We start from the raw sequence: 22041 nt of genomic DNA, 5'->3' as shown, positions 1-22041 counted from the left end.
GTCGCAGTGCCATTCAGCTGTGCATGCGGGTGGAGTTCAACTGGCCTCGCGCGTCGTGAGCCGGTTCGAGCTCGCTCGCTTCGATATCTTCGAGCGAGCGGTTGCGCGTTTCGATGCCGAGGAAGAACACCACGCATGCGCCGATCACCAGCACCGTCGTGGTCATCGCGAACACACCGAGAAAGCCGAACAGCGGATAAACGAGGCCGACGAGAATCGGCGCGCTGACCGAGCCGATGCGGCCGAACGATGACGACGAACCCGTGCCCGTGGTGCGCACCGCGGTCGGAAACACTTCCGGCGTATAAGCGTAGACACCGGCGAATGCGCCGTTCATGAAGAACGACAGCGCGATGCCCGCGGTCATGATCTGTATGCCGGTGTGAGAAACCGCTAGCGTGATCGCAGCGATCCCGCCGAGCAGCATGTAGGAAGCGACCACCGCCTTGCGCCCGATCTTCTCGTTGAGCCACGCCGCCGAGAAGTAGCCGGGAATCTGCGCGCCATAGATCGCGATCGAATAGCCGAAGCTCTTCGTCATCGTCAGTCCTTCCTTGACCAGCAGGCTCGGGATCCACGAGAAGAACGAGTAGTACGCGAACGCAACCGAGAACCACATCAGCCAACTGACCGTGGTCGTGCGCGCGAGTCGCGGCGACCACAGCGCGAGCACGTTGCGCCACGCGTTGCCGCGCTTCGGCGTCGAGGCCGGCGTGGGCACCGCGTGAAGCGCGTTGGCCGCGCTCACGGGAGCAAGCGCAATGCCGCGCTCGACGAACGCCGCCTCAATGCGGCCGACGATGCCGTTCGCCTCGTCCGCACGGCCCTGGCTTTCGAGCCAGCGCGGCGATTCGGGCAGCGTGCGGCGCCACCACAGCAGCATCACGACGGGCAGCGACGTGATCACCGCCAGATAGCGCCAGCCGTCGGCGAAGTTGCGCACCACCGCGAAGCCGAGAATCGACGAGGTCAGATAGCCGAACGACATGAAGCCGACCAGCGCGCCGCAGAAAATGCCGCGATAGCGGCGCGGCACGAACTCGGCGAGAAACGGCGCGATCACGACGGTCTCCGCGCCCGAACCGAAACCCGCGACGACGCGCAATGCGAAGAACGTGTGCCAGTCCTGCGCGGTTGCGCTCGCGAGCGACGCGACGCAATAGATGGCGAGCGCGCTCATCATGATGCGGCGTCGGCCGATCACATCGGCGAGCACACCCGACAGGAATGCGCCGAAAAAATAGCCGATATAGGTGCTGCTCGCGACCAGGCCGGTCTGCGCGCTCGTCAATTGCCACAGCTTGCTGACGACCGGCAGCAGGAACGCGAGCGACGACGAATCGAGTCCGTCGAACATGTACCCGAGCCCGCCGATCAGCAGCAGTCTGCGGTGAAAGCTCGATAGGGGAAGTCTTTCAAGACGGGCAGCGACGGCGGACACGGCAACTTCTCCTGAGGAAATCGCGCGACGAGGTCGCGCGTTCTGTGCTGATGGCTGCTTCGGGCCGCTTATCGGCCGATCGCGTAAGCCTGCATCTGACGCGGCGTGGCCGCGCCTCGCATCAAACCGTTGCGGATCGCGACCGCGCAGACCCGGCCGAGCGCCCACGGCTCCGTGACGGTGAGATCGTGGCCGCGCGCGCGGAGTTCGGCGAGCGTGCTGTCCGGAAAGCGCGACTCGGCGGACATCTTGCCGAGCTGCATCGCGCGCGGATAGAACGAGCCGGGGAAGTGCGCGGTCTGGAACGACGGCGCATCGGCGGCGGCCTGGAAGTTCATCCCGCCATGCACGTGCTTGAGGAACAGTTGCAGCGACCACTGATCCTGCTGGTCGCCACCCGGCGTGCCGAAGGCTGCGTACGGCTTGCCGTCGCGCGTGACGAGGGTCGGCGACAGCGTGGTGCGCGGGCGGCGGCCCGGGCCGAGTGATGAAGGCAGGCCTTCTTCCATCCAGAACATCTGCGCGCGAGTAGTCACGTTGAAGCCGAGACCCGGCACCGCCGGCGATGCCTGCAGCCAGCCGCCCGACGGCGTAGCCGACACCATGTTGCCCCAGCGGTCGACCACGTCGAGATGCACGGTGTCGCCGCGCAATTCGGGCAGTGGAGCGAAGGTCGGCTCACCCTGACCGAAGCCGCCGGCCTGCTCGCGCCCGGCGTTCGCGACGATGCGCGCGGCGCGTTGCTCGCTGTCGCCGAGCAGCCCGGGGCGGAATTCGAACGACGCGCGGCGCGGATCGATGAGGCGACGCCGCTCGCCGTTGTATGCGTCGCTGAGCAGCACGTCCATCGGCACATGGGAAAACGCCGGGTCGCCGTAGAACACTTCGCGATCGGCGAATGCGAGCTTCGAGCACTCGATCACCGTGTGCACGAAATCGGGTCCGAGAGGGTCCATCGCGCCGAGATCGAAGCCCTTCAGCAGCGCGAGCTGCTGCAGGAACATCGGGCCCTGGCCCCACGGGCCGGTTTTGTGCACGCGCATGCCCGCGTAGTCGTACGACACCGGGTCTTCGTAGGTCGGCTCCCAGCGCGCGAGGTCGCCCGCATCGAGCAGGCCGCTGTTGCGCAGGCCCGAGGTGTCGAGTACGGCGGTCGAACGGAAGTACTGGTCGATCGCGTCGGCGACGAAGCCGCGATAGAAGGCATCGCGCGCGCGGTCGCACTGCTCGGCGCGATCGCTGCGAGTGTTCGCCTCGCGCAGGATGCGCTTGTAGGTTTCGGCGATCGCGGGATTCGCGAACAACTGGTTCGGCATCGGCGCCTCGCCGTTGCGCAGCCATTGCTCGGCGGAGGTCGTCCATTCGGTGCGAAAGAACTCCTGAATCGCGAAAATCGACGATGCCATGCGCGGCAGCACCGGATAGCCGCTTTCCGCGTAGCCGATCGCATAGCTCAGCACGTCTTCGAGCGGCAACTGGCCATAGTCGCGCAGCAGCGCCATCCACGCGCCGAACGCGCCCGGCACGACCGCGGGCAGCAAGCCCGTGCCCGGTACCACGTCGAGCCCCATCTTGCGCATCCGCTCGATGGTCATGCGCGCGGGCGTCACGCCCTGTCCGCACAGCACGCGCACGCGTTCTTCGCGCGCACTGTAGAACACCACCGGCAGTTCGCCACCCGGACCGTTCAGATGCGGCTCGACGATCTGCAGGACGAAGCCGGCGGCAGCGGCGGCGTCGAACGCATTGCCGCCTTTTTCGAGGACCGCCATCGCCGATGCGCTCGCGAGCCAGTGCGTCGAGGCCACCATGCCGAAGGTGCCGATCAGTTCTGGACGGGTTGTAAACGACATGCGCGACTCCTTGGCGACGACGGCTCCGAACGATTCGAACCAACATTTAATGGTTCGACTAGAGAAAATGAAAGCGTAAGTCTAACGAAGCCGGGTTGCACCCGGTGTTAACCCGCGAATTGCGAGCCAGTATAGCGAATCAAAAATCACCGGGTGCTGCCGTGTCAAGTCGCTGCGATTCTGGTATCGTTGAGACCAATACAAATTGGTTCACGGAATAACATGGAAAAACGGGTACTGGGTGTGCTGCTCGACTACATCGCCGACCATCAGTTGAAGGACGGTGACGCGCTGCCGCCCGAACGAAAGCTCGCCGAAGAACTGGACGTGAGCCGCCGCGAGTTGCGCGCGGCGCTCGCTTCACTCGAGGCGTCGGGGCGCGTTTGGCGCGGCGTCGGCCGCGGCACCTATCTGGGCGCGCGGCCGCTGAAGTTTGCGCCGACGCTGCGCGGCTTGCGCGCCGGTACAAGTCCCGCGGATATCGCGGAAATGCGGCTGTTGTTCGAACCGGCGCTGGCCGCGCTGGCCGCTACTAAAGCGAGTGGCGACGATCTGCAGGAACTGGAGAAATGCGCACGCAAAAATGCCGCCGCGAAAAACGACGAAGAGTGGCAGCAATGGGATCATCGCTTTCATTTGCTGATCGGACATGCCACGCGTAATCCCGCGTTGATCGCTTTGATGGAGGTGATCAACGGCATGCGGGTGAAGCCGGAGGTTCGCGAGAAAACGTCCGCGCAGGAGACGCGGCAGTTTTTCGCGCAACAGCATCAGGCGATCGTCAATGCGCTGAAAGCGCGCGATGCGGACGCGGCCGCGCAATGCATGCGCGAGCACCTGCTGAGCGTGCAGTGGCGCGCGTCGGCGAAGACCGATGCAGCGGCGGCGCGGCGTGCGTGAGGTTGCCGTGGTGCCGCGCGCTGGTCAGGCGATGGCGGAGCTTTACTGCGCAAGCTTCCGGTTCAACCGGCGCATGCCGTCGAAGACCGCATCGGCCACGTCCAGCGGAAAATCGGGGGGCAGTCGCGACGAGACGGTATCGATCACCGTCTCCGTTTGCGCGCTCAACTGATCGATCAGCGCATCGACATCGGTGGCGGAAAAGCCCACGCGCTGTCCTTCTGCGACCCAATGCCGGCGCTGGATCTGATTGAGCAGGTAGTGGACGTTCTTGCCGCGAACCGCCATCGCCAGTTTCACTTTTTGCGCCGCGAGACGTCCCGCACCGCTGCCGATGATCGGATGCGCGGACAGCACGTCGTAGAGCGGCGTGGCTTCGTAGCGATCGCCGGGCAGATGCGCGATGCTGAAGTTCTTCGCGTGGCCATCGGTCGCGGCGAGCAGCCAGAAAACCAACTGCGTCGCGAAGAAGTTGCGGCGGTCCGTCGTCGCGCGGGCGGAGCCCGCGAGTATCTCCATGATCGCCTCGATGCCCGGTCCGCCGTCGGACTCGTACTTGTGCAGCGCCGACGTACCAGTGGCCTGGCACATGTCCTCCTGCGGCAAACGCACGATCCACGTGGCGTCGCTCGACAAACGGCGATCGAAGCGCTCGACGATCAATACCTTCTGTTCGTCGAATCGCGCGATTTCGCAACGCGCGACCGGGAGGCCGTAAGCCGCGACGATCCGCGAGCACAGCCATTCGTTTTCCACCGACGTGCGCATATCGGCGCGCATGTTGCCGACGAGCCCGAGCGGCAGCTTGAAGATGTGCGTGGTCGGCGTGCTGCCTTCGGGCAGCAGCCAGCGGTTGTGATGACGGAGCAGCGCGGTTTTTTCCTGCGCACCGGCGATCGACAGACGCAGGTCTTCGAGCGGATTGTGCTGCCCGAGCGGCGCCGCCGTCGTCGTGCCGCGCAGCAGCGCCGCGATGTCGCTGTCGCTGAGTTCGCGGCCGTGGATGCTCGTCAGGTCATTCGGCTCTTCGTCCGGCGGCAGCAGTTGCAGAGCGCCGACGCAGTCGCGTCCGAGCGTGGTGAGCAACGCAAACGGCGTGGTGCTGCCGGTCCGGTAGCGCGCGGCGATGCGGCGCCGGATCGGTTCACTGTCGGGCAGCAGATTGTCGAAATAGTCGGCGACGATCTGGCCGCGATACGGCTGATTGCCTGGTGTGAACGGCAGCGACAGCGATAGCGGGCGTCCTTGCGGATCGTCAATCCATTCGTCGGCATAGGTCAGACGTTCGGCGCTGCGTGCCGTTTCCCAGGCGCCGACCCGCAGGCCGTTCATCCATAGGTTCAGGCGGTTCGGTGTGCTGCGCGCCATGCTTACCAGTCCTCCCGTTTCTTGCTCGTGCGGGCCGCTTTGGTTGCCTTGGCGGGCTTGACCGCTTTGGGCTTTTGGGCGGTGCTGGCGGATTTGGCCGCTTTGGCGCTGGTGCCCGATGCCTGGGCTGCGGCGCGGTCGCTGGCCTCGCCGGGCGATGTCGTCGCCGCGCGCTGCGCCGCAGCTCGCGCGCGCGTGGTGCGTATGGCGTTGCCTTTTGCAGCGGCCGGCGGCGCGTCTTCCACGGCCACGCTTTGCGTCGATCCGCTCGGCGTGAGCTTCAGATCGACCTGCAAGACCCGTAACACCCTGAAGAGCCGTTCGACGCTGACGGCCGAGGGATTCGCTTCGAGTTGCGCGTAGGTCTGTTGGGTGACGCCGAGATGGGCGGCCATCGCGGTTTGAGTGAGCCCGGCGGCCTTCCTGAAGCCCTGCAGGATCGGTCTGAGCTGGCTCAGTGTCTTGATCGCGTAGTCCACGGTGGATCTCCGGTTCGGCTGTGGCGGCGTAACAGGTCAAAACCTGTAAATTGCGGATACAGTCTATACTCTGTATTTGGCAAATACAAGCTAAAGACTGTTAATGGTGAGCGCGGAACCATTTGAAACGCTGTCCCTTTCACGGTAGCCATCACGCAACTAACGGTCAACCGCGCACCGCCACCCCCTTCGCTGCTGCGCAGCCAACCGCCGCAGGCAAGGTGTGATCGACCGGAGCCCCGTTAGCCGGCAGACGACGGCCTGAGATCCGCTGGTCACCGATGAAGATGATGGACAAACGCATCAATAGAAAATCGCATGTAATGCCAGAACACAAGCGTCCCGAACGTAAATCGACAGATTCACACCATTTTCAATTAATGCGATCCAATCAGGAAGACGAACATTCACGAAAGGAAGAAGAAACCGTGTTCGGATTGCGTGGATAGAACACTGAATAGCCATCGATAAAAATCGCCAGCAATATCGCCAGCGCCCAATCGAGCGCAGGATAACCGATGAATGTTGACGCGCATTGCATCGCACTCGTTTCGCTCGTCGAATGAAATTGACGCAAATTTCACGCGGCGTGCATCGAGCGGAAATGAGCTTGGAAATTGCAGAAAAGGCTGTAGACTCTATAGCGTGCGTTACGCGGCGATGCCAACGCGATTCCAATCGTTGCGCGCACACAGCATGTGTGCAAATCACTCCAATCCGTCACGAGATTTTCTGCCATCAAGGTGTCTATTCGCTGATACGACTCAATGCTAATAGAACCTGAACCGGCGAACCGCGCCGACCGATGAACCTGAAAGGAGAATCGACGAGACCCACGGACCACTCTTCCAAATAACGCGATCGACACCGCCGGATGCGGTCGCCGGCCGGCCGCTGGAGAACATAACTTCCCTGGAGTATGTGATGGCAAGCAAACCACAATGGCGAACGCTGTTATCCGTGACTTTTCTGTCGCTGGCAATGATGGGCAACGTCGCGCGTGCGGAAAACATTCCAATCGTCACTGGCCAGCAATGGATGCAGTCGACCGACGAGCAGAAGAAAGCGTATCTGGTCGGTATCTCGAATGTGATCGACATCGAGCGCGCCTATGCCGGCAACACGGCGAACAGCAATGACATCGCGCAGCGCTTCGGCAAGGGCATGCAAGGCCAGACACTCGACAGCGTGCGTCAAGGCCTCGACAGCTACTATGCGGCCAATCCCACGATGATCCAGCACCCGGTGATCGAGACCCTCTGGTTCCAGATGGTCGTGCCCGGCCTGAAGAAAAATCAATAAGGAGAACGATCATGAAACGACTTGGGTGGATCGTCAGTATTGGCGCGCTGGCTGCGATGATCGGTTGCACGGACATGAGCCCGCGGACGCAGGGAACGATAGGCGGCGCGGCACTCGGCGCGGGCGCCGGTGCGGGCATCGCGGCGATCTCTGGCGGCGACGCGTGGACCGGCGCGATCATCGGCGGCGCGGCGGGCGGCGTGGCCGGCAATATCCGCGGCCGTTAGTCATTGCCAGCGAGCAGGCAAGCCGGGGCGCGGCACGGATTGCGTCCCGGCTTTTCGTTATTGACGCGCACGGCCCGATGATGTGGCCTTGATGGGCAGCACGTAGGCGTCGGGCGAAGCGAGCTCGAAAGCATCGCTGGCATATCTTGCCTCTCCAGCATGCCGTGCCAATCATCCGGTCATACACAGTCTTCGTCGATGCCGCGCCGCGCGCTCGGACGACAAAGTTTGAACCGCTGATTAAAAGCCCTTAGGATATCCACACCGGAAGCCGTCGCGATGACGGCATGCGCACACCACGCAGAGAGCAGCCTGCGCGCGGTGCAACCTTCATCTCATCAAGAGAACACGAATGCTGCGCACGTCGCTGAAGGTAATAAAGATAAGTGCATGGGTCGTGGTGCTGCTGGCGGTGCTCGCATTGGGACTACGCGCGTGGTATTCGCAGCGCGGGCCAGAGCTGTCGGTATGGCACACCTATGTGCCGCGCGAAATGACCGTCGAAGAAATGGACACCGCCGACTGGAACGCGTACATCAAGGCGGAAAACCGGATTTTCGAAGACGTGCGCGTCAATGTCGTCGATAAGATCCGGCCGTCCGAGCGCATTGCGGCGAACCGTTATTACGAGGGCTCGCCGATCTTTCCGTGGAATTTCGCCGAAAACTGGAATCGCTCGTACATTCTCGAACCGTCGGGCCCACCCGTCGGTGCGGTCGTGCTGCTGCACGGCATGACGGATGCGCCGTACAGCATGCGGCATATCGCGCGTCGATATCGCGATCGCGGTTTCGTCGCGATCGGCATCCGCTTGCCGGGACATGGCACGGTGCCGGCGGGACTCACCGACGTGCACTGGAAGGACTGGACCGCAGCCACGCGGCTCGCGGTACGCGAAGCGCGACGTCGCGTGGGGCCGGACAAGCCGATCGAGCTGGTCGGGTTTTCGAACGGCGGCGCGCTCGCGCTGCAATATGCGCTCGACGCGATCGAGAATCCCGCGCTCGCGCGTCCGACACGCGTCGTGCTGATCTCGCCGATGATCGGCGTTACGCGCTACGCGCGCTTTGCCGGTCTCGCCGGAGTGCCCGCGGTGCTGCCGGCCTTCGCGCGCGCCGCGTGGCTCGGCATCGTGCCGGAGTTCAACCCGTTCAAGTACAACTCGTTTCCTGTAAATGGCGCGCGGCAGTCCTATCTCCTCACGAGCGTAATTCAGGAACAGATTGCGCGCCTCGAGCGCGAGAACCGGCTCGATTCGTTGCCGCCTATTCTGACGTTCCAGTCGGTGACGGATTTCACGGTCAGCACGCCGGCGGTGATGTCGTTGCTTTACGACAAGCTGCCTGAGAACGGCAGCGAGGTCGTGCTGTTCGACGTGAACCGCAGCGTGCGTTTCAGGACCTTCCTACGCAACGCGTCGTACACGGCGCTCTCGCGACTGCTGCGCATCGGTCCGCAGAACTATCGCACGACGGTGATCGCCAACGTGTCGCCGGATTCGGCGCATACCGTCGAGCGCAGCGTTTATGCGGGAGAAGTGCAAAAACGCGAGAAGCCGCTGGACATCGATTATCCACAGGATATTTTCTCGTTGTCGCACGTGGCGATTCCTTTCCCGATCACCGACGCACTGTACGGCATCGCGCCGGACGATTCGGAGAACTTCAACGAGAACCTCGGCACGCTCGCGCCGCGCGGCGAACGCGGCACGCTGATTCTGACGCTCGATTCGATGTTCCGCATCGCGTCGAATCCGTTCTTCCCGTATCTGCTGCAGCGGATCGACGAAGGCATCGGCAAAATGCCGCCGCCGGTGGTCAAGTCACCGCCGCGCACGCACGAAACGGCGGGCGGTCCGCGCGACGATTTCGCGGCAGACCTGAACGCGCTCGAGGAGGCCGGCTCGGACGAGCCTTGAGGTGTGGATCGCCATCCGCTTTTCCGCGCGAGGACCGACATTACGGCTGATACGACGAATCGACGATCGTCCACAGCGCCGCTTTCGGCTTCAGGTTCGCATCGAACGGCAGCGGCAGGTTGTTGCGCGGCACCGGCGCCGACGTCAGCCACGTGTGCTTGTCCGAGTAGCCCCAGAACGTCACCGCCTTGATGCTTGGCTCCTGCTCGAATAGGGCGAACACCGCGCGATAACGCTCGGCCTGCGCACGCATGATGTCGTTCGGAACCGGATGGCCGAGGTCTGGCAGACATGCATGCGGATTGCTCCAGCATTCTCCCGGATCGGCATAGAGGCTCACGTCGAGCTCGGTTACCTGGTTTTCGAGGCCTAGCGCGGCGACATCGTCGAATGCCTGCTTGATGTTCGGCAGTGGCGGCCAGTTCACGCTAATGTGCATCTGATGCCCGACACCGTCGATCGGCATCCCCTGCGCTCGCAAGTCGCGAATCACGGCGACCAGCTTTGCGCGCTTGCGCGGATCGTCGGTGTTGTACTCGTTGATATAGAGCTTCACGTCCGGGTCCGCCGCGCGCGCCGCGCGGAACGCGATCGCGATGTAGTCCTTGCCGAGAGCGCGATACCACGGACTGTCTTCACGATAGACCTGATGCGGATCATCGCTGATCACTTCGTTGACGACGTCCCACGCAAAAACCTTGCCTCGGAAGTGTGTGACGACGTCGGTTATATATCGATCGAGCCGCTTCACGACGATGTCGCGATAGTGCGGATCTTTCGGATCGCCGGCGAAGAACCAGTCCGGCGCCTCGGTCCAGCCGCCGGCCTTGAAGTGCCACACGAGCGTATGGCCGCGCACTGCAATGCCGTGCGCCCGAGCGAACGCGACGATCCTGTCGGCCGGCTCGAAGTTGTACTTGCCTTCCGCGACGCCGATCGTGCCCGGCTTCATCTTGTTCTCGGCGGTCAGGCTCGAGAACTGAGCGGCGATCAGCGTCGCGTCGGCGGGGCTGTCGATCGAATCAGGTTCGATGGCCGCGCCGACCTTGAAGTGCGCGGCCATCATACTGCGCAGAGGCGGCAGCGTTTCGGCGGGCGCCGCGGCGAGCGGCGGGCCGTCATGAGCGACGGCCGCCTGGTCGAGCGCGCAGCTTGCGGTGCATGTGAGCGTACAAATGGTGGCGGCTGCGCAGAGCATGCGCATCGAGGTCCTTAGAGGACGCACTCCTGGTCTCCTGTGAGCAAATGCCGGTTCGGCTGCTTTTCTAACTACTGGTAACGTTATCGGTAACAGTGACGATGTTAAGCAGCGTGCCGCGTCCCCGCTATGAGGGATTTACCCGACAGATCAAGGGGATGACGAAAGGTAGATGAGCGTCGAGTCGACCGGTTTGACCCGGCACGGGATGAAAGCGCTTTCAGGTAGGGGTGCACAAACCGGCCGCGCGGCTGACCGTGCGAAAACAGGGCGCCAGTCATCCAATCCAACTGGCGGAACAGGAAAACCGAATCCCTTTAACGCGCGGGGTCTGCTTCAATCGTCGTCCGCGCGCCGCGATTCAGTTCGATCTCAATGCCCGTTCAACGAGCCACCGTCGGGCGTGAGCCGGTTGTCCACCGAGGTGACGCCGGGCACCGACATCGCAGCCCGTTCGGCACGCGCGACATGCTCCCGCTCGGGCACAAATCCGAGCAGCATGATTTGCCCGGAGTGGGCAAAGACAAACACATGTGACATCCCGACGCCGCTGTGCGCCTCCGCAACCCGCACGCTATGAGCGAGTTGTTGGTCGGTGGCTTGCGAATCCTGGGCATAGGCAACCGGCGCGATTGCGCCTGAAATCAGCAACGCGAGCGTAGAAACAAGGGTTGTTTTCACGATACCTCCTTATTAGCACCAAGGTGTGCCGGCAAAATCCGCCGGCAAATCTTCCGGTCCGACTCAATGCGAGGCCTCGGAAGTGCATTGGACAAAACCCCTCTTTCACTGCTTGCGTCGCGGTTATCGCGATTGCGCGTCGAGGTTTGGCCAGTTGGGGGCGTTGGGCGGTCAAGCCGTCGCCCGCAGAAAAGTTCGCAAGGGCAGCGTGTTCGAGCGGGACGCCGCAGGCGCGGCGTGGCGGGGAACAGCGAGAGCCGAGGGATGGGAGCTGGTTGGAGCGTTCGTGACGGAGCGCGAGAGCCAGACGGATGCGCTGACAATCCCGCACTCAGCCTGCAATGCGGCTGAGCCCGGCTCGTTGCCCGGCATCGTATGCATTGATGATAGTCGCTAATGTCCGCCGCTGCTGACTGCTCCGACGCCGGTTCGTCAAGCGCAAACCGTCAATGCACGCCAGCCGGGTCGTTGCATCTTCGCAACAACAAGCGCGAGATTTTTCTTGCTTTTGAGTGCGCTTCCCTTGTTAGGCGAGTGCTGAGCGACGCGCGAGACGGATTTGCGCATCGTGTCGGTTCGTGAATTCAAACGGAGTTCCGACGCTTGTGACCATCACGTAATGGTCACAAAGCAGGGTGCTACTGCGGGATCGGGCGGCGCGCAACTGTTATCGATAACAGCGTTTTCCCTGAGCCGTCAGTTCGATGCGCGGCGCAAGGTCATCCCTATAATCGCCTCGAAATGTGATGCGAGTACGAAGCGAACATTTCGGCAAGAGGGGAAACGTGTGAGAACGCGTGCGTCCTGTGCGGCTTGGAGACGCCAAAATATATATAGGATATCTAAATGAAGAAGAAGCTTATTGCTGTGGCTGTGATGGCAGCCGCGACGACGGTGGCTCATGCGCAGAGCAGCGTCACCCTGTACGGCCGTATCGACAACGGCATCCAGTTTGAAACCGGCCTTCCAGGCGGCCATCAGTGGTCAGCCCAAAGCGGCGATTGGGGTTGCTCGTGGTTTGGCCTCATCGGTTCCGAAGACATCGGCGGCGGCACGAAGACGATATTCCAGTTGGAGGGTCAGCTCAATACGATGACTGGTGCATCGGCGGGCAATCTGTTCGGCCGCCACGCAACGGTGGGCTTTACGAACGACAGCTGGGGTCTGTTCAAGATCGGTAACCTCGGCGCCGGCGAACTGGCGCAAGACAGCTGGGGCACCGACCCGCAGGTGATGCAGCGCTACGCGATCTCGACCCTGGTGCGCGGCCGTAACTGGACGAGCACCAGCAACGGCGCGGAGTACAACTCGCCGGTGCTGTTCGGCGGCCTCGTGCTGAAGGGCGAGTATTCGCTGACCAACAACACGAGTTGGAACTCGGCGCCGGTCAACTCGGCGGGCGTGCCGACCGGCCAGGGTCGTACGAACGCGGTTGAGGGTATCTACACGTGGGGCTCGGGCGACTTCCGGGTGATCTACGACGAAGTGCGCGGCGCCAACGGCACGTTCAACAACGTGTACTCCGCTTCGCGCTACGTTCTCGCGGGCGGTACGTACGTGCTCGGTCCGGTCAAACTGTACGCTGGCTACCAGCACCTGAGCGCGCCTGACGCAACCAACGCGAGCATGGGCGTGACCAATGCGTCGCAGCCGCTCGGCGTGAGCGCGCCGACCAGCGTGAACCACGAATGGTTCGGCGCCGCATGGCAGGTCACGGCACCCACGCTGTTGACGGCCGCGGTCTACCACGCGAACGCGAACAACGGCAACGGCAACGCGACGCTGTTCACGCTCGCCGGCACGTACGCGCTGTCGAAGCGCACGTTCCTGTACACGGAAGCGGGCTATGTGCACAACAGCTCGACGTCGAACCTGAACCTCGGCAACGGGCCGTACGGCAACAACAACTTCAATCCGGTGACGGGCACGTCGTCGAACAGCAACCCGAACTATGGTCAAAGCCAGACTGGGGTCTTCGCCGGGATCATGCATTCGTTCTGAGTTGAGGTTGCCTGATCAGCAATCGTAGTGATCTCTTTGTTTCAAGGACTGTTTCTTTCTCTTTCATAGAGAGGCCGGTGCGACGCCTCCTCCACCCTCGTCGCATCGGCTGCTTTTTCGATTTCATCATCGGACGGACCGCGTTTCTTCATATCTGAAAGCGCTTTCATCACAGGATTCAGGCAGAACTCATGACCCACGACGGCTCAAACGACAACCCCGGCGCGCCCAAGGTACCCAACGTACCCGTTGCGCCCAACGTGACGCTCGAGGCCATCGCGCGCGCGGCCGGGGTTTCTCCGAGCACCGTATCGCGGATCCTGAACGGTTCTGCGCGTGTGCTTCCCGCCAAGCAGCAGGCGGTGGAGGAGGCAATCGCGCGTTTCAACTATCGGCCGAACGTGCTCGCGCGCAGTCTCGCGAGCGGCCGGACCGAAACGATCGGCGTGTTGACACAGGCCGTATCGAGCCCGTTTTACGCCGAGTGGCTGCGCGGTATCGAAGAGTCGCTTTCCGAGCCAGGCTTTACGCCAATCTTCGTGAGCAGCCGCTGGAACATCGCCGACGAAAAGGCGCGCCTCGAACAGTTCATCGCGCGGCGCGTCGACGGAATCATCCTGCTGCACGCGCAACTCGATGAGTCGACGTTGACCGACTACTCGCGGCACGCACCGATGCTCGTATTGGGCCGGTCGGTGCACAACAGCGCAACGCTCGCGGGCCTGCCGATCGACAACATGCAGGGCGCGCGCGACGCGACCCATCATCTGATCGAGCAAGGCCATCGCGAGATCGCGTTCATCGCCGGGCCGGCCAGTCACGAGGATGCGATCGAGCGCCTCGTCGGCTACCGGACCGCGCTCGAGGAAGCGGGCATCGGCTTCGATGCCGACCTCGTCGAGCAGGGCGATTACCTCGAAACGGGTGGCGTCGCCGCGATGGAGCGCCTAATGGCGCGCCATCCATCGTTCAGCGCGGTGTTCTGCGCAAACGATCAGACCGCGTACGGCGCGCGCCTCGCGATGTTCCGCCGCGGCGTGCGGGTGCCGGACGACGTGTCGCTGGTCGGCTTCGACGACCTGCCGACTTCGTCGTACATGACGCCGCCTTTGACGACGGTTCGCCAGCCGACTTATGAAATCGGCCGACTCGCCGCGCAGGGCATCGTGCAAATGATCCGCAAGCAGTCGATCGCACTCAGCCCGATCCCGCTCACGCTCGTGACGCGTGAAACCACGCGGCGAATCACCCCGCCGGTAGAGCGGGGGGATACGCATGGATAGCGGCTGTTTTTTCGCCTCGGCGTGAAAGCGCTTTCAGGTATCGATAGTCAAGCAGAGATTCAGCAGCACATTCGGCACCAAGCAAAGCAGCACCAAGCAAAGCAGCAACAAAGACAACAGGGGAAGTAGGTCGCAGCAACCGGGTATTCATCAAATGCAGTTCAAACAGGTTTTTTTAGGAGACGAGTAATGAAATTCCGCTTTTCAGGCTCTGCCGCCGCCGTTCTGCTCAGCCTGGCCGCAGTCGGCGCGCACGCCAACACCACGTTGAACGTCGCGGTCTTTCCGAAGCTGGATCAGGAAATCAAGGACGCGCTGCCGGAGTGGAAGAAGCTGCATCCGGACGTCGACGTCAAGGTGTCGTCGCTCCAGATCGCCGATCACCACAACGCGATGACCACCGCTCTCGCGACGAGCTCGAATCTGCCCGACGTGATGGCGGTCGAGGTCGGCTTCATCGGCCGCTTTGCGGCGGGCGGCGGTCTCGAAGATCTGTCGAAGGCGCCGTATAGCGCGGGCCAGTACAAGAGCCAGTTCATCAACTACACGTTCGCGCAGGCGACCACGCAGGACGGCGCGATCGTCGGCATGCCGGCCGATATTGGTCCGGGCACGCTGTTCTATCGCAAGGACATTCTCGACAAGGCGGGCGTGACCGAAGCCGATCTGACGAAGTCGTGGGACTCGTATCTGGCAGCTGGCGTGAAGATCAAGAAGGCGACGGGTGCGTATCTGATGGCATCGTCGCGTGATATCGAGGACATCTACATTCGCGCCGACCTGAAGGAAGGCGACGGCGTGTACTTCGACAAGGCCGGCAATCCTATCGTCACGTCACCCCGTTTCGTGAAGGCGTTCGAACTCGCGAAGAAAGCGCGCGAGCTCGGTCTCGACGCGAAGATCACGCCGTGGTCGAACGAATGGGCCGAGAGCTTCAAGCGCGGCACCGTCGCGACGCAAATGATGGGCGCATGGCTCGGCGGCCACCTGTCGTCGTGGATCGCACCGGACACGAAGGGCCTGTGGCGCGCAGCCAATCTGCCGAATAACGCGTACGCATCGTTCGGTGGCACGTTCTGGTCGATTCCGGTGAAAGCGACGCAAAAGCCGATGTCGTGGGAATTCATCAAGTTCCTGACGACCCGCAAGGAAACGCAGCTCGCCTCGTTCCGTTCGATCGACGCATTCCCGTCGCTGCTCTCCGCGCAGACCGATTCGTTCTTCGCCGAGCCGGTCGCGTTCCTCGGCGACGAGAAGGCGCGTCTGATCTGGCGTGATGCGGCATCGCACATCCCGGCGATCCAGCGCAGCAAGTTCGACCAGGTCGCCGAGGAAGCGGTGCACTCGGCGCTCGACAAGGTCGTCGACGGTGGCGCAGACGTGCATACCGCGCTGCAGGAAGCGCAGGACCAGATCGCCCATCGGGTCCGCCGTTAAGCGGTATTGACGCAAGGTCGCGGCACGCTGCGTGCCGCGGCCGAAGTGTCTCGCAGTGCGCTGCAAGTCTGCTGCAAACAGCGTGGCCGGTCATCGACCCACCCCACGCCCGACTGGACGGAACTATTGATGAACACTCCGCTGCCCACGACCGAAGAGGTCGCCCGCGATGCACGCGTGAGCGATGTGCTGAGCTCGCCCACGCCGTTCGCCGCGCCGCGCAAAACTTCGCGGCTCGATCCGGTGAAGGTCGCACCCTACCTGTTTCTCGGCCCGTTTTTCCTGCTGTTCGCGCTGTTCATGGCGTTCCCGCTGCTGTTTTCGCTGTACCTGTCGTTCCAGAGCTGGGACGCGACCGCAGGACTCGCGAGCATGAAGTGGGTGGGTCTGTCGAACTTCACGTTCACGCTGACCGACCCGTGGTACTGGAAGTCGCTGTACAACACCGCGTCGATGGCGATCATGTCCGGCGTGCCGCAGCATCTGGTGGCGCTGCCGCTGGCGTTCTTTCTGCAAACCGCGTTTCGCCGCTGGCGCAACCTGATGGTCGGCCTGTACTTCCTGCCGTTCATCACGTCGAGCGTTGCGATCGCACTGATCTTCTCGTCGCTGTATTCGACCGACTTCGGCATGATCAATCTCGCGATCGCCGAGCTCGGCAAGCTGCCCGGCCTGCACTGGATCGTACCCGCGCATCCGATCGAGTGGCTATATAACCCGAAGAACGTCAAGCCGGCGGTGTCGGTGGTGATCTTCTGGCGCTATGTCGGCTGGAACACGGTGCTGTATCTGTCGGCGCTGCAAACCATTCCGAAAGACCTGTACGAGGCCGCACGCATCGACGGCGCGAACGGCTGGCAACAGTTCACCCGCATCACGATTCCGCTGATCAAGCCGATGATTTTCTTCGCGGTCACGCTGTCGATCATCGGCGGGCTGCAACTGTTCGAAGAGCCGTTCATCCTGCTGCCGAACGAAGGTATGGGTACCAGCCAGTCCGGCCTGACGACGGCCGTCTATATGTATCGCACCGCATTCCACGACGGCGATTTCGGCACCGCGAGTTCGATCGCATGGCTGCTGTTCATCTCGATCGGTGCGTTGATGTGGTTGAACACCCGGATCTTTCACCGCAGCGGCATGAACGAGGAGACACAGCGATGAAATCGTCGAACAACAAGGGCCGCTATATCGGCTATGCGATCGTGGTGGCCGGCGGGCTGCTGATGTTCTCGCCGTTCTACTTCATGTTCGTGTTCGCGACGCACACCAGCTCCGAGATTTTCTCGATGCCGCCCCCGCTGTGGTTCGGCAGCGCGTTTCTCGACAACATGGCCTCGCTGATGCGGCACATTCCGTTCTGGCGCAATCTCGGCTGGAGCTTCTATACGGCCGCGATGCAAACCGTGCTGACGCTGCTGGTCACGTCGATGGCCGGCTACGCGTTCGCGATGTACGAGTTCCGCTTCAAGAAGACGCTCTTCGCGATCGCGCTGACCGCGATGCTGGTGCCACCGTTCCTCAGCATGATTCCGACCTTCATGACGATGAACCTGCTCGGCTGGATCGATCAGCCGCGCGCGCTGTATGTGCCAGGCGCGGCCGCCGCGCTCGGCGTGTTCCTGATGCGCCAGTACGTCGCATCGGCGATCCCATCCGAGCTGATCGAGGCTGCGCGCATCGATGGCTGCGGTGAATTCCGCATCTACTGGAGCATCGTGATGCCGCTGCTGGGACCGGCGCTGGGCACGCTCGGGCTGATCAGCTTCATTCAGGCATGGAACAATTTTCTGTCGGCGCTGGTCGTGCTGCGTTCGCCGTCGATGTACACGCTGCCGCTCGCGCTGCGCATTCTGCAAAGCCCGACCAATTCGGATTGGGGCGCGGTAATGGCGGGTTCCGCGGTCGCGGTGCTGCCGTTGCTCGTGCTGTTTGCGTTCACCTCGCGGCGTTTGATCGACGGCCTGACGACCGGCGCGGTCAAGGCCTGAGACTTTTCCTTTCATCTTCACGCCCAGGCGGGCATGACCATTCGGGACAACAACATTTATGTCGACGTATCGATTCAACGAAGACTTCGTCTGGGGCGTGGCCACCAGTTCCTACCAGATCGAAGGCGCAGCGCATGAGGACGGCCGTGGCCCGTCGATCTGGGACGCGTTCTGCAAAGTGCCGGGCAAGGTCGTGAACGGCGAGAACGGCGATGTCGCATGCGATCACTATCACCTTCTCGAGGAAGACCTCGATCTGCTGGCTGAACTCGGCGTCAATGCTTATCGCTTTTCGATCGCGTGGCCGCGCGTGCAGCCGACCGGCCGCGGCGCATTCAACGAAAAGGGTCTCGCGTTCTACGAGCGCCTCGTCGACGGATTGCTCGAGCGCGACATCCAGCCGTTCGCGACGCTTTATCACTGGGACCTGCCGTTGTCGCTGCAGCATACGCAAAACGGCTGGGAAAGCCGCGACACCGCCTATCGCTTCGCGGACTATGCGCGCAAGATCGGCAGCGTGCTCGGCGATCGCGTTGCATCGATCGCGACGCACAACGAGCCGTGGTGCACCGCATGGCTCGGCAACGCGACCGGCTATTTCGCGCCGGGCAACGCCGATCTGAAGAAAGCCGCGCACGTCGCGCACCATCTTCTGCTGTCGCACGGTCTCGCGTTGCAGGCTCTGCGCGCCGATGGCGTGAAGGCGCCGCTCGGCATCGTCCTGAACCAGTCGCCGGCGCATGGCGCGACGGATTCGCCTGAAGACCAGGCCGCCGCGTCGCTCGAATACGCGAAGTTCGTCCGCTGGTACATGGACCCGCTGTTCAAGGGCGAGTATCCGGCCGAGGCGCTGGAATGGTACGGCGCGAACGGTCCGCAAGAGGCGATCCTGAGCGGCGACTTCGACGTGATCGGCACGCCGATGGACTTCCTCGGCATCAACTACTACACGCGCATCTTCGCGAGCGCATCGGGCGAGAAGCGTCCGCCGGGCGTGCTCGGCTTTACGGACATGGATTGGGAAGTCTATCCGCAAGGCCTCACCGAGTTGCTGACGCGCATCAACGCCGACTACAAGCTGCCGCCGATCTACATCACCGAGAACGGCTGCGCGGCGAAGGACGTGCTGGCTAACGGCCGCGTGCATGACGCCGAGCGCGTGCGCTTCTATGACCTGCATCTGGCCGCGTTGTCGGACGCGGTGAAACAGGGCGTCGACGTGGCCGGCTATTTCGCCTGGAGCCTGATGGACAACTTCGAATGGGCGTCGGGCTACGACAAGCGCTTCGGCATGGTCTACGTCGACTACGCGAGCCAGGAGCGCACGCTGAAGGACAGCGCGTTGTGGTATCGCGACGTGATCGCGCAACACGCCGGCGTCGCGGCCGTGCGCTGACGCGCACGCCCGGCGGCGGGCGCACCGAACCTCGCGTGGCGCGACAGTAGTGGGGCAGTGGGATAGCGTCACGCGGGGTCTGCAAGTACAGGGACTGAGGAGGAGGCATCAAATGGGCGAACTCGTATTGCGCAACGTCTCGAAGACGTATGGCGAAGGACCGCAGGTGATTCAGGGCATCGATCTGCATATCCCGGACGGCCAGTTCACGGTCTTCGTGGGACCGTCGGGCTGCGGCAAGTCGACGATGCTGCGCATGATCGCGGGGCTCGAGTCGATAACGGGCGGCGACATTCTGATCGACGGCGTACGCGTCAACGATCTGCAGCCTACGGACCGCGGTATCTCGATGGTGTTCCAGAGCTACGCGCTCTACCCGCACATGACGGTCGCGGAAAACATGGGCTTTTCGCTGAAGCTGTCGGGCAAGTCGAAAAATGAAGTACGCGAGGCGGTGGGCCGTGCTGCCGAGATTCTGCAGATCACGCATCTGCTCGAGCGCAAACCGAAGGCGCTGTCGGGCGGCCAGCGCCAGCGCGTCGCGATCGGACGGGCGATCGTGCGCAAGCCGCGCGTGTTCCTGTTCGACGAACCGCTGTCGAATCTCGATGCGGCGCTGCGCGTGCAGATGCGTATCGAACTCGCGAAGCTGCATCGCGAACTCGGCACGACGATGATCTACGTCACGCACGATCAGGTCGAGGCGATGACGCTCGGCCAGCAGATCGTCGTGTTCAACAAAGGCCACATCGAGCAGACCGGCGCGCCGCTCGAACTGTATGAGCGACCGGCGAACCGCTTCGTCGGCGGCTTCATCGGCTCGCCGCAGATGAACATGCTGGCCGCGACGCTGGTGTCGCAAAGCGATACGCAAACCGTCGTGGCGCTCGCCGGCGCGAGCCAGCGCATCGTGCTGCCCGGCCGGTCGGCGCAGTCGCTGAGCGGCGAGCTGACGCTGGGGGTGCGCGCCGAGCATCTGGACATCGGCTCGCTCGACGACGGTCTCGCGGCGCATGTCGAACTGGTCGAGCATCTCGGCGACGTGTCGCTGCTGCATGCGCGACTCGATGGCATGGCGCACGCGATCACGCTGAAGCTCGACAAGAAGGACGCGCAGCATGCGGTCGGCGCGCGCGTCGGGATCAAGGTGGCCTCGTCGTCGGTCACGCTGTTCGATGCGAACGGCGCCGCGGTGAGTCTCTCGCGACCCAAAGTCGGCGAGGACGTAGGCGCGGTCGTTTGACAGGCCGATGCCGACGAGCGAGCACCAGCACACCGATGGCGGATAGCGCGATGGAGAAAAATGTAGCGAAGGACGATGGCGAGGCCGCGGCTAGCGGCCCGTCCGGGCAGCGGTATGCACAGACGCCTGGTGAAACGGCGGCTGCCGCGGACCGCGGGCAATCGGCTATCGAACGAGCGCCGCAGCAGCGAGGAAGGTTGAAGAAACCACGCGAATCGCTGCATGCGTGGATCGTCCATTTCGATGCGGAGCCTTCATCGAGGCCACCTGCATCGGACGACGAAGAGTGAGGCACAAGCAGGGATGTCGTTAGTTGGTTTGCATCAAATATTACGCTTTGCTGTCTATGCCTTGCACGGAGCTTCATCCTTGCTGGGCCTGGCTTTGAGGGCCGGGTCGGGTGGTTCCGGATAGTGGGTCCGAACTTAGGTTAACTCCGCATGGCGGTGGCGAGTAGGGGCCATTAACATCCGCTAACGTTAAGGGTAACGTTCCGGCTGTTTACATCTATTCAAAGAGCTAAAACACGGAGCAGACATTGAAACCCGAGACGCGTCGCGCTCCTATCCGGCACGACCCTGTATGGCCGGAGCGTTCTGCGTAAAACGTATTGATTAGATGGAAGCGCAGCGGTTGCGCGCAGGGATTGGCGCTACCGGTGCGGGCTGTGTCGCGGTTACGGCAATCGTCGCCGCGAGTCGGACGGGAGTTCGAGGGAGCTCCTGGCAGTAGGTTGGGAAGAAGTGCCTGAGAGCAAGGTTGATAAAGAATGTCGGGCCGCGCATCGCGGGCGTTCGCATGCGGGCGCGTCGGCCCGACACAAAAAATAACCGTTGGAATTATGCTGGGTGGAGAGCGTCATGGAAAAGCGAGTATCTAAAGCCATCTTCAAGTCCCGGGCCTGCGAGCTGTTCCGTCAGGTCGAGGCATTGGGCGAAACCGTGGTCGTCACCGACCGCGGGCAGCCCACCATCGAAATTCGGCCGTATCGCAGCAAACAGGAAAATCCGCTCGAGCTGCTGCGCGCGTCGATTACGCATTTCAATCTGAAACGCGCGTTGCAACCGGTCACGGCCGACCAGGAAGAGTAATGATCACGCTCGACACGCTTGCGCTCGTGTGCTGGCTCGGCAGGCAGAAAGCGCTGAGCCAGGCCGCGCACGATGCGATCGATCGGGAGCTCGCCGGCGGCGAGATCCTGATCTCGGCGATCAGCGCGTTCGAAATCGCGGAGTTCGTGAAGGTCGGCAGTCTCGGGCTGTCGATGGACGCGCGCAGCTGGATGTCGACGTTTCTGTCGCTAGACGGCGTGCGGATGATTCC

18 protein-coding genes and 1 pseudogene are annotated in these 22041 nt (G+C 62.7%); 13 read left to right on the top strand and 6 right to left on the bottom strand.

Translation table 11 applies throughout. From position 1 onward, the window contains the following. Positions 1-13: 13 nt before the first annotated feature. Complete coding sequence (locus AB4Y34_RS19075; RefSeq protein WP_176378536.1) at positions 14-1441, bottom strand: MFS transporter; 1428 nt, start codon at positions 1439-1441, stop codon at positions 14-16. A 68-nt stretch (positions 1442-1509) separates the two neighbouring features. After that, positions 1510-3294 (bottom strand): gamma-glutamyltransferase family protein, encoded by a 1785-nt coding sequence (locus AB4Y34_RS19070; RefSeq protein WP_368716865.1) that lies wholly within the window; start codon positions 3292-3294, stop codon positions 1510-1512. Positions 3295-3516: 222 nt separating this feature from the next. Here AB4Y34_RS19070 and AB4Y34_RS19065 point away from each other — a divergent pair, with 222 nt between their 5' ends. Next, positions 3517-4194: a FadR/GntR family transcriptional regulator gene (locus AB4Y34_RS19065; RefSeq protein ID WP_368716864.1), complete on the top strand. Its 678-nt coding sequence runs from the start codon at positions 3517-3519 to the stop codon at positions 4192-4194. Between the two features lie 42 nt (positions 4195-4236). Here AB4Y34_RS19065 and AB4Y34_RS19060 read toward each other — a convergent pair whose 3' ends face one another. Together AB4Y34_RS19060 and AB4Y34_RS19055 are read right to left on the bottom strand one after the other, a co-directional pair. After that, complete coding sequence (locus tag AB4Y34_RS19060; RefSeq protein WP_368716863.1) at positions 4237-5562, bottom strand: type II toxin-antitoxin system HipA family toxin; 1326 nt, start codon at positions 5560-5562, stop codon at positions 4237-4239. A gap of 2 nt (positions 5563-5564) precedes the next feature. Beyond that, a complete protein-coding gene (locus AB4Y34_RS19055; protein ID WP_176378540.1) occupies positions 5565-6041 on the bottom strand; it encodes a helix-turn-helix transcriptional regulator in 477 nt (158 codons plus the stop codon). Positions 6042-6965: 924 nt separating this feature from the next. Here AB4Y34_RS19055 and AB4Y34_RS19050 point away from each other — a divergent pair. From AB4Y34_RS19050 to AB4Y34_RS19040, 3 genes are all read left to right on the top strand, one after another. After that, positions 6966-7343, top strand: a complete 378-nt coding sequence (locus AB4Y34_RS19050; protein ID WP_176121532.1) for a hypothetical protein — start codon at positions 6966-6968, stop codon at positions 7341-7343. A gap of 11 nt (positions 7344-7354) precedes the next feature. Beyond that, positions 7355-7570, top strand: a complete 216-nt coding sequence (locus AB4Y34_RS19045; protein WP_018433676.1) for a hypothetical protein — start codon at positions 7355-7357, stop codon at positions 7568-7570. 352 nt (positions 7571-7922) lie between these two features. Further along, positions 7923-9488: an alpha/beta hydrolase gene (locus tag AB4Y34_RS19040; protein WP_368716862.1), complete on the top strand. Its 1566-nt coding sequence runs from the start codon at positions 7923-7925 to the stop codon at positions 9486-9488. Positions 9489-9528: 40 nt separating this feature from the next. Here AB4Y34_RS19040 and AB4Y34_RS19035 read toward each other — a convergent pair whose 3' ends face one another. Then, entirely contained in the window at positions 9529-10692 is a 1164-nt protein-coding gene (locus AB4Y34_RS19035) for an endo-1,4-beta-xylanase (protein ID WP_176378543.1), read from the bottom strand. A gap of 366 nt (positions 10693-11058) precedes the next feature. Beyond that, the gene (locus tag AB4Y34_RS19030) at positions 11059-11367 is read right to left on the bottom strand and encodes a BON domain-containing protein (RefSeq protein WP_176121534.1); all 309 of its coding nucleotides are present in this window, start codon (positions 11365-11367) and stop codon (positions 11059-11061) included. Positions 11368-12213: 846 nt separating this feature from the next. Here AB4Y34_RS19030 and AB4Y34_RS19025 point away from each other — a divergent pair. The 9 genes and pseudogenes from AB4Y34_RS19025 to AB4Y34_RS18985 all read left to right on the top strand — a co-directional run. Then, positions 12214-13368, top strand: a complete 1155-nt coding sequence (locus AB4Y34_RS19025) for a porin (RefSeq protein ID WP_368716861.1) — start codon at positions 12214-12216, stop codon at positions 13366-13368. Positions 13369-13559: 191 nt separating this feature from the next. After that, positions 13560-14651: a LacI family DNA-binding transcriptional regulator gene (locus tag AB4Y34_RS19020; RefSeq protein WP_176121536.1), complete on the top strand. Its 1092-nt coding sequence runs from the start codon at positions 13560-13562 to the stop codon at positions 14649-14651. A 189-nt stretch (positions 14652-14840) separates the two neighbouring features. Then, positions 14841-16088 carry an ABC transporter substrate-binding protein gene (locus AB4Y34_RS19015; RefSeq protein ID WP_368716860.1) on the top strand — a complete coding sequence of 416 codons (1248 nt, stop codon included), beginning with the start codon at positions 14841-14843 and terminating at the stop codon, positions 16086-16088. A gap of 129 nt (positions 16089-16217) precedes the next feature. Next, entirely contained in the window at positions 16218-17252 is a 1035-nt protein-coding gene (locus tag AB4Y34_RS19010; RefSeq protein WP_176121538.1) for a carbohydrate ABC transporter permease, read from the top strand. After that, positions 17249-18079, top strand: a complete 831-nt coding sequence (locus AB4Y34_RS19005) for a carbohydrate ABC transporter permease (protein ID WP_018433683.1) — start codon at positions 17249-17251, stop codon at positions 18077-18079. Before AB4Y34_RS19010 ends, AB4Y34_RS19005 begins: the two co-directional genes overlap by 4 nt. A 58-nt stretch (positions 18080-18137) precedes the next feature. Next, the gene (locus AB4Y34_RS19000; protein ID WP_368716859.1) at positions 18138-19475 is read left to right on the top strand and encodes a GH1 family beta-glucosidase; all 1338 of its coding nucleotides are present in this window, start codon (positions 18138-18140) and stop codon (positions 19473-19475) included. Between the two features lie 112 nt (positions 19476-19587). Next, complete coding sequence (locus AB4Y34_RS18995) at positions 19588-20718, top strand: ABC transporter ATP-binding protein (RefSeq protein ID WP_176378549.1); 1131 nt, start codon at positions 19588-19590, stop codon at positions 20716-20718. Positions 20719-21578: 860 nt separating this feature from the next. Continuing rightward, positions 21579-21809: a type II toxin-antitoxin system Phd/YefM family antitoxin gene (locus AB4Y34_RS18990; RefSeq protein ID WP_368716858.1), complete on the top strand. Its 231-nt coding sequence runs from the start codon at positions 21579-21581 to the stop codon at positions 21807-21809. Continuing rightward, positions 21809-22041, top strand: a pseudogene (locus AB4Y34_RS18985) (type II toxin-antitoxin system VapC family toxin); the annotation flags it as partial. The gene AB4Y34_RS18990 and the pseudogene AB4Y34_RS18985, both read left to right, overlap by 1 nt.

This window comes from Paraburkholderia sp. BR10954 (genome assembly GCF_040965775.1).
Taxonomy (GTDB): Bacteria; Pseudomonadota; Gammaproteobacteria; order Burkholderiales; family Burkholderiaceae; genus Paraburkholderia; species Paraburkholderia youngii.
Note: the sequence above shows the minus strand (reverse complement) of the source record. Positions and strands in the feature narration are given on the sequence as shown.

What these genes read in the sequence shown, in the direction of transcription:
- AB4Y34_RS19070 (WP_368716865.1), bottom strand. Translation starts at nt 3,294, where the DNA reads ATGTCGTTTACAACCCGTCCAGAACTGATCGGCACCTTCGGCATGGTG.
- AB4Y34_RS19065 (WP_368716864.1), top strand. Translation starts at nt 3,517, where the DNA reads ATGGAAAAACGGGTACTGGGTGTGCTGCTCGACTACATCGCCGACCAT.
- AB4Y34_RS19060 (WP_368716863.1), bottom strand. Translation starts at nt 5,562, where the DNA reads ATGGCGCGCAGCACACCGAACCGCCTGAACCTATGGATGAACGGCCTG.
- AB4Y34_RS19050 (WP_176121532.1), top strand. Translation starts at nt 6,966, where the DNA reads ATGGCAAGCAAACCACAATGGCGAACGCTGTTATCCGTGACTTTTCTG.
- AB4Y34_RS19045 (WP_018433676.1), top strand. Translation starts at nt 7,355, where the DNA reads ATGAAACGACTTGGGTGGATCGTCAGTATTGGCGCGCTGGCTGCGATG.
- AB4Y34_RS19040 (WP_368716862.1), top strand. Translation starts at nt 7,923, where the DNA reads ATGCTGCGCACGTCGCTGAAGGTAATAAAGATAAGTGCATGGGTCGTG.
- AB4Y34_RS19035 (WP_176378543.1), bottom strand. Translation starts at nt 10,692, where the DNA reads ATGCGCATGCTCTGCGCAGCCGCCACCATTTGTACGCTCACATGCACC.
- AB4Y34_RS19025 (WP_368716861.1), top strand. Translation starts at nt 12,214, where the DNA reads ATGAAGAAGAAGCTTATTGCTGTGGCTGTGATGGCAGCCGCGACGACG.
- AB4Y34_RS19020 (WP_176121536.1), top strand. Translation starts at nt 13,560, where the DNA reads ATGACCCACGACGGCTCAAACGACAACCCCGGCGCGCCCAAGGTACCC.
- AB4Y34_RS19015 (WP_368716860.1), top strand. Translation starts at nt 14,841, where the DNA reads ATGAAATTCCGCTTTTCAGGCTCTGCCGCCGCCGTTCTGCTCAGCCTG.
- AB4Y34_RS19010 (WP_176121538.1), top strand. Translation starts at nt 16,218, where the DNA reads ATGAACACTCCGCTGCCCACGACCGAAGAGGTCGCCCGCGATGCACGC.
- AB4Y34_RS19005 (WP_018433683.1), top strand. Translation starts at nt 17,249, where the DNA reads ATGAAATCGTCGAACAACAAGGGCCGCTATATCGGCTATGCGATCGTG.
- AB4Y34_RS19000 (WP_368716859.1), top strand. Translation starts at nt 18,138, where the DNA reads ATGTCGACGTATCGATTCAACGAAGACTTCGTCTGGGGCGTGGCCACC.
- AB4Y34_RS18995 (WP_176378549.1), top strand. Translation starts at nt 19,588, where the DNA reads ATGGGCGAACTCGTATTGCGCAACGTCTCGAAGACGTATGGCGAAGGA.
- AB4Y34_RS18990 (WP_368716858.1), top strand. Translation starts at nt 21,579, where the DNA reads ATGGAAAAGCGAGTATCTAAAGCCATCTTCAAGTCCCGGGCCTGCGAG.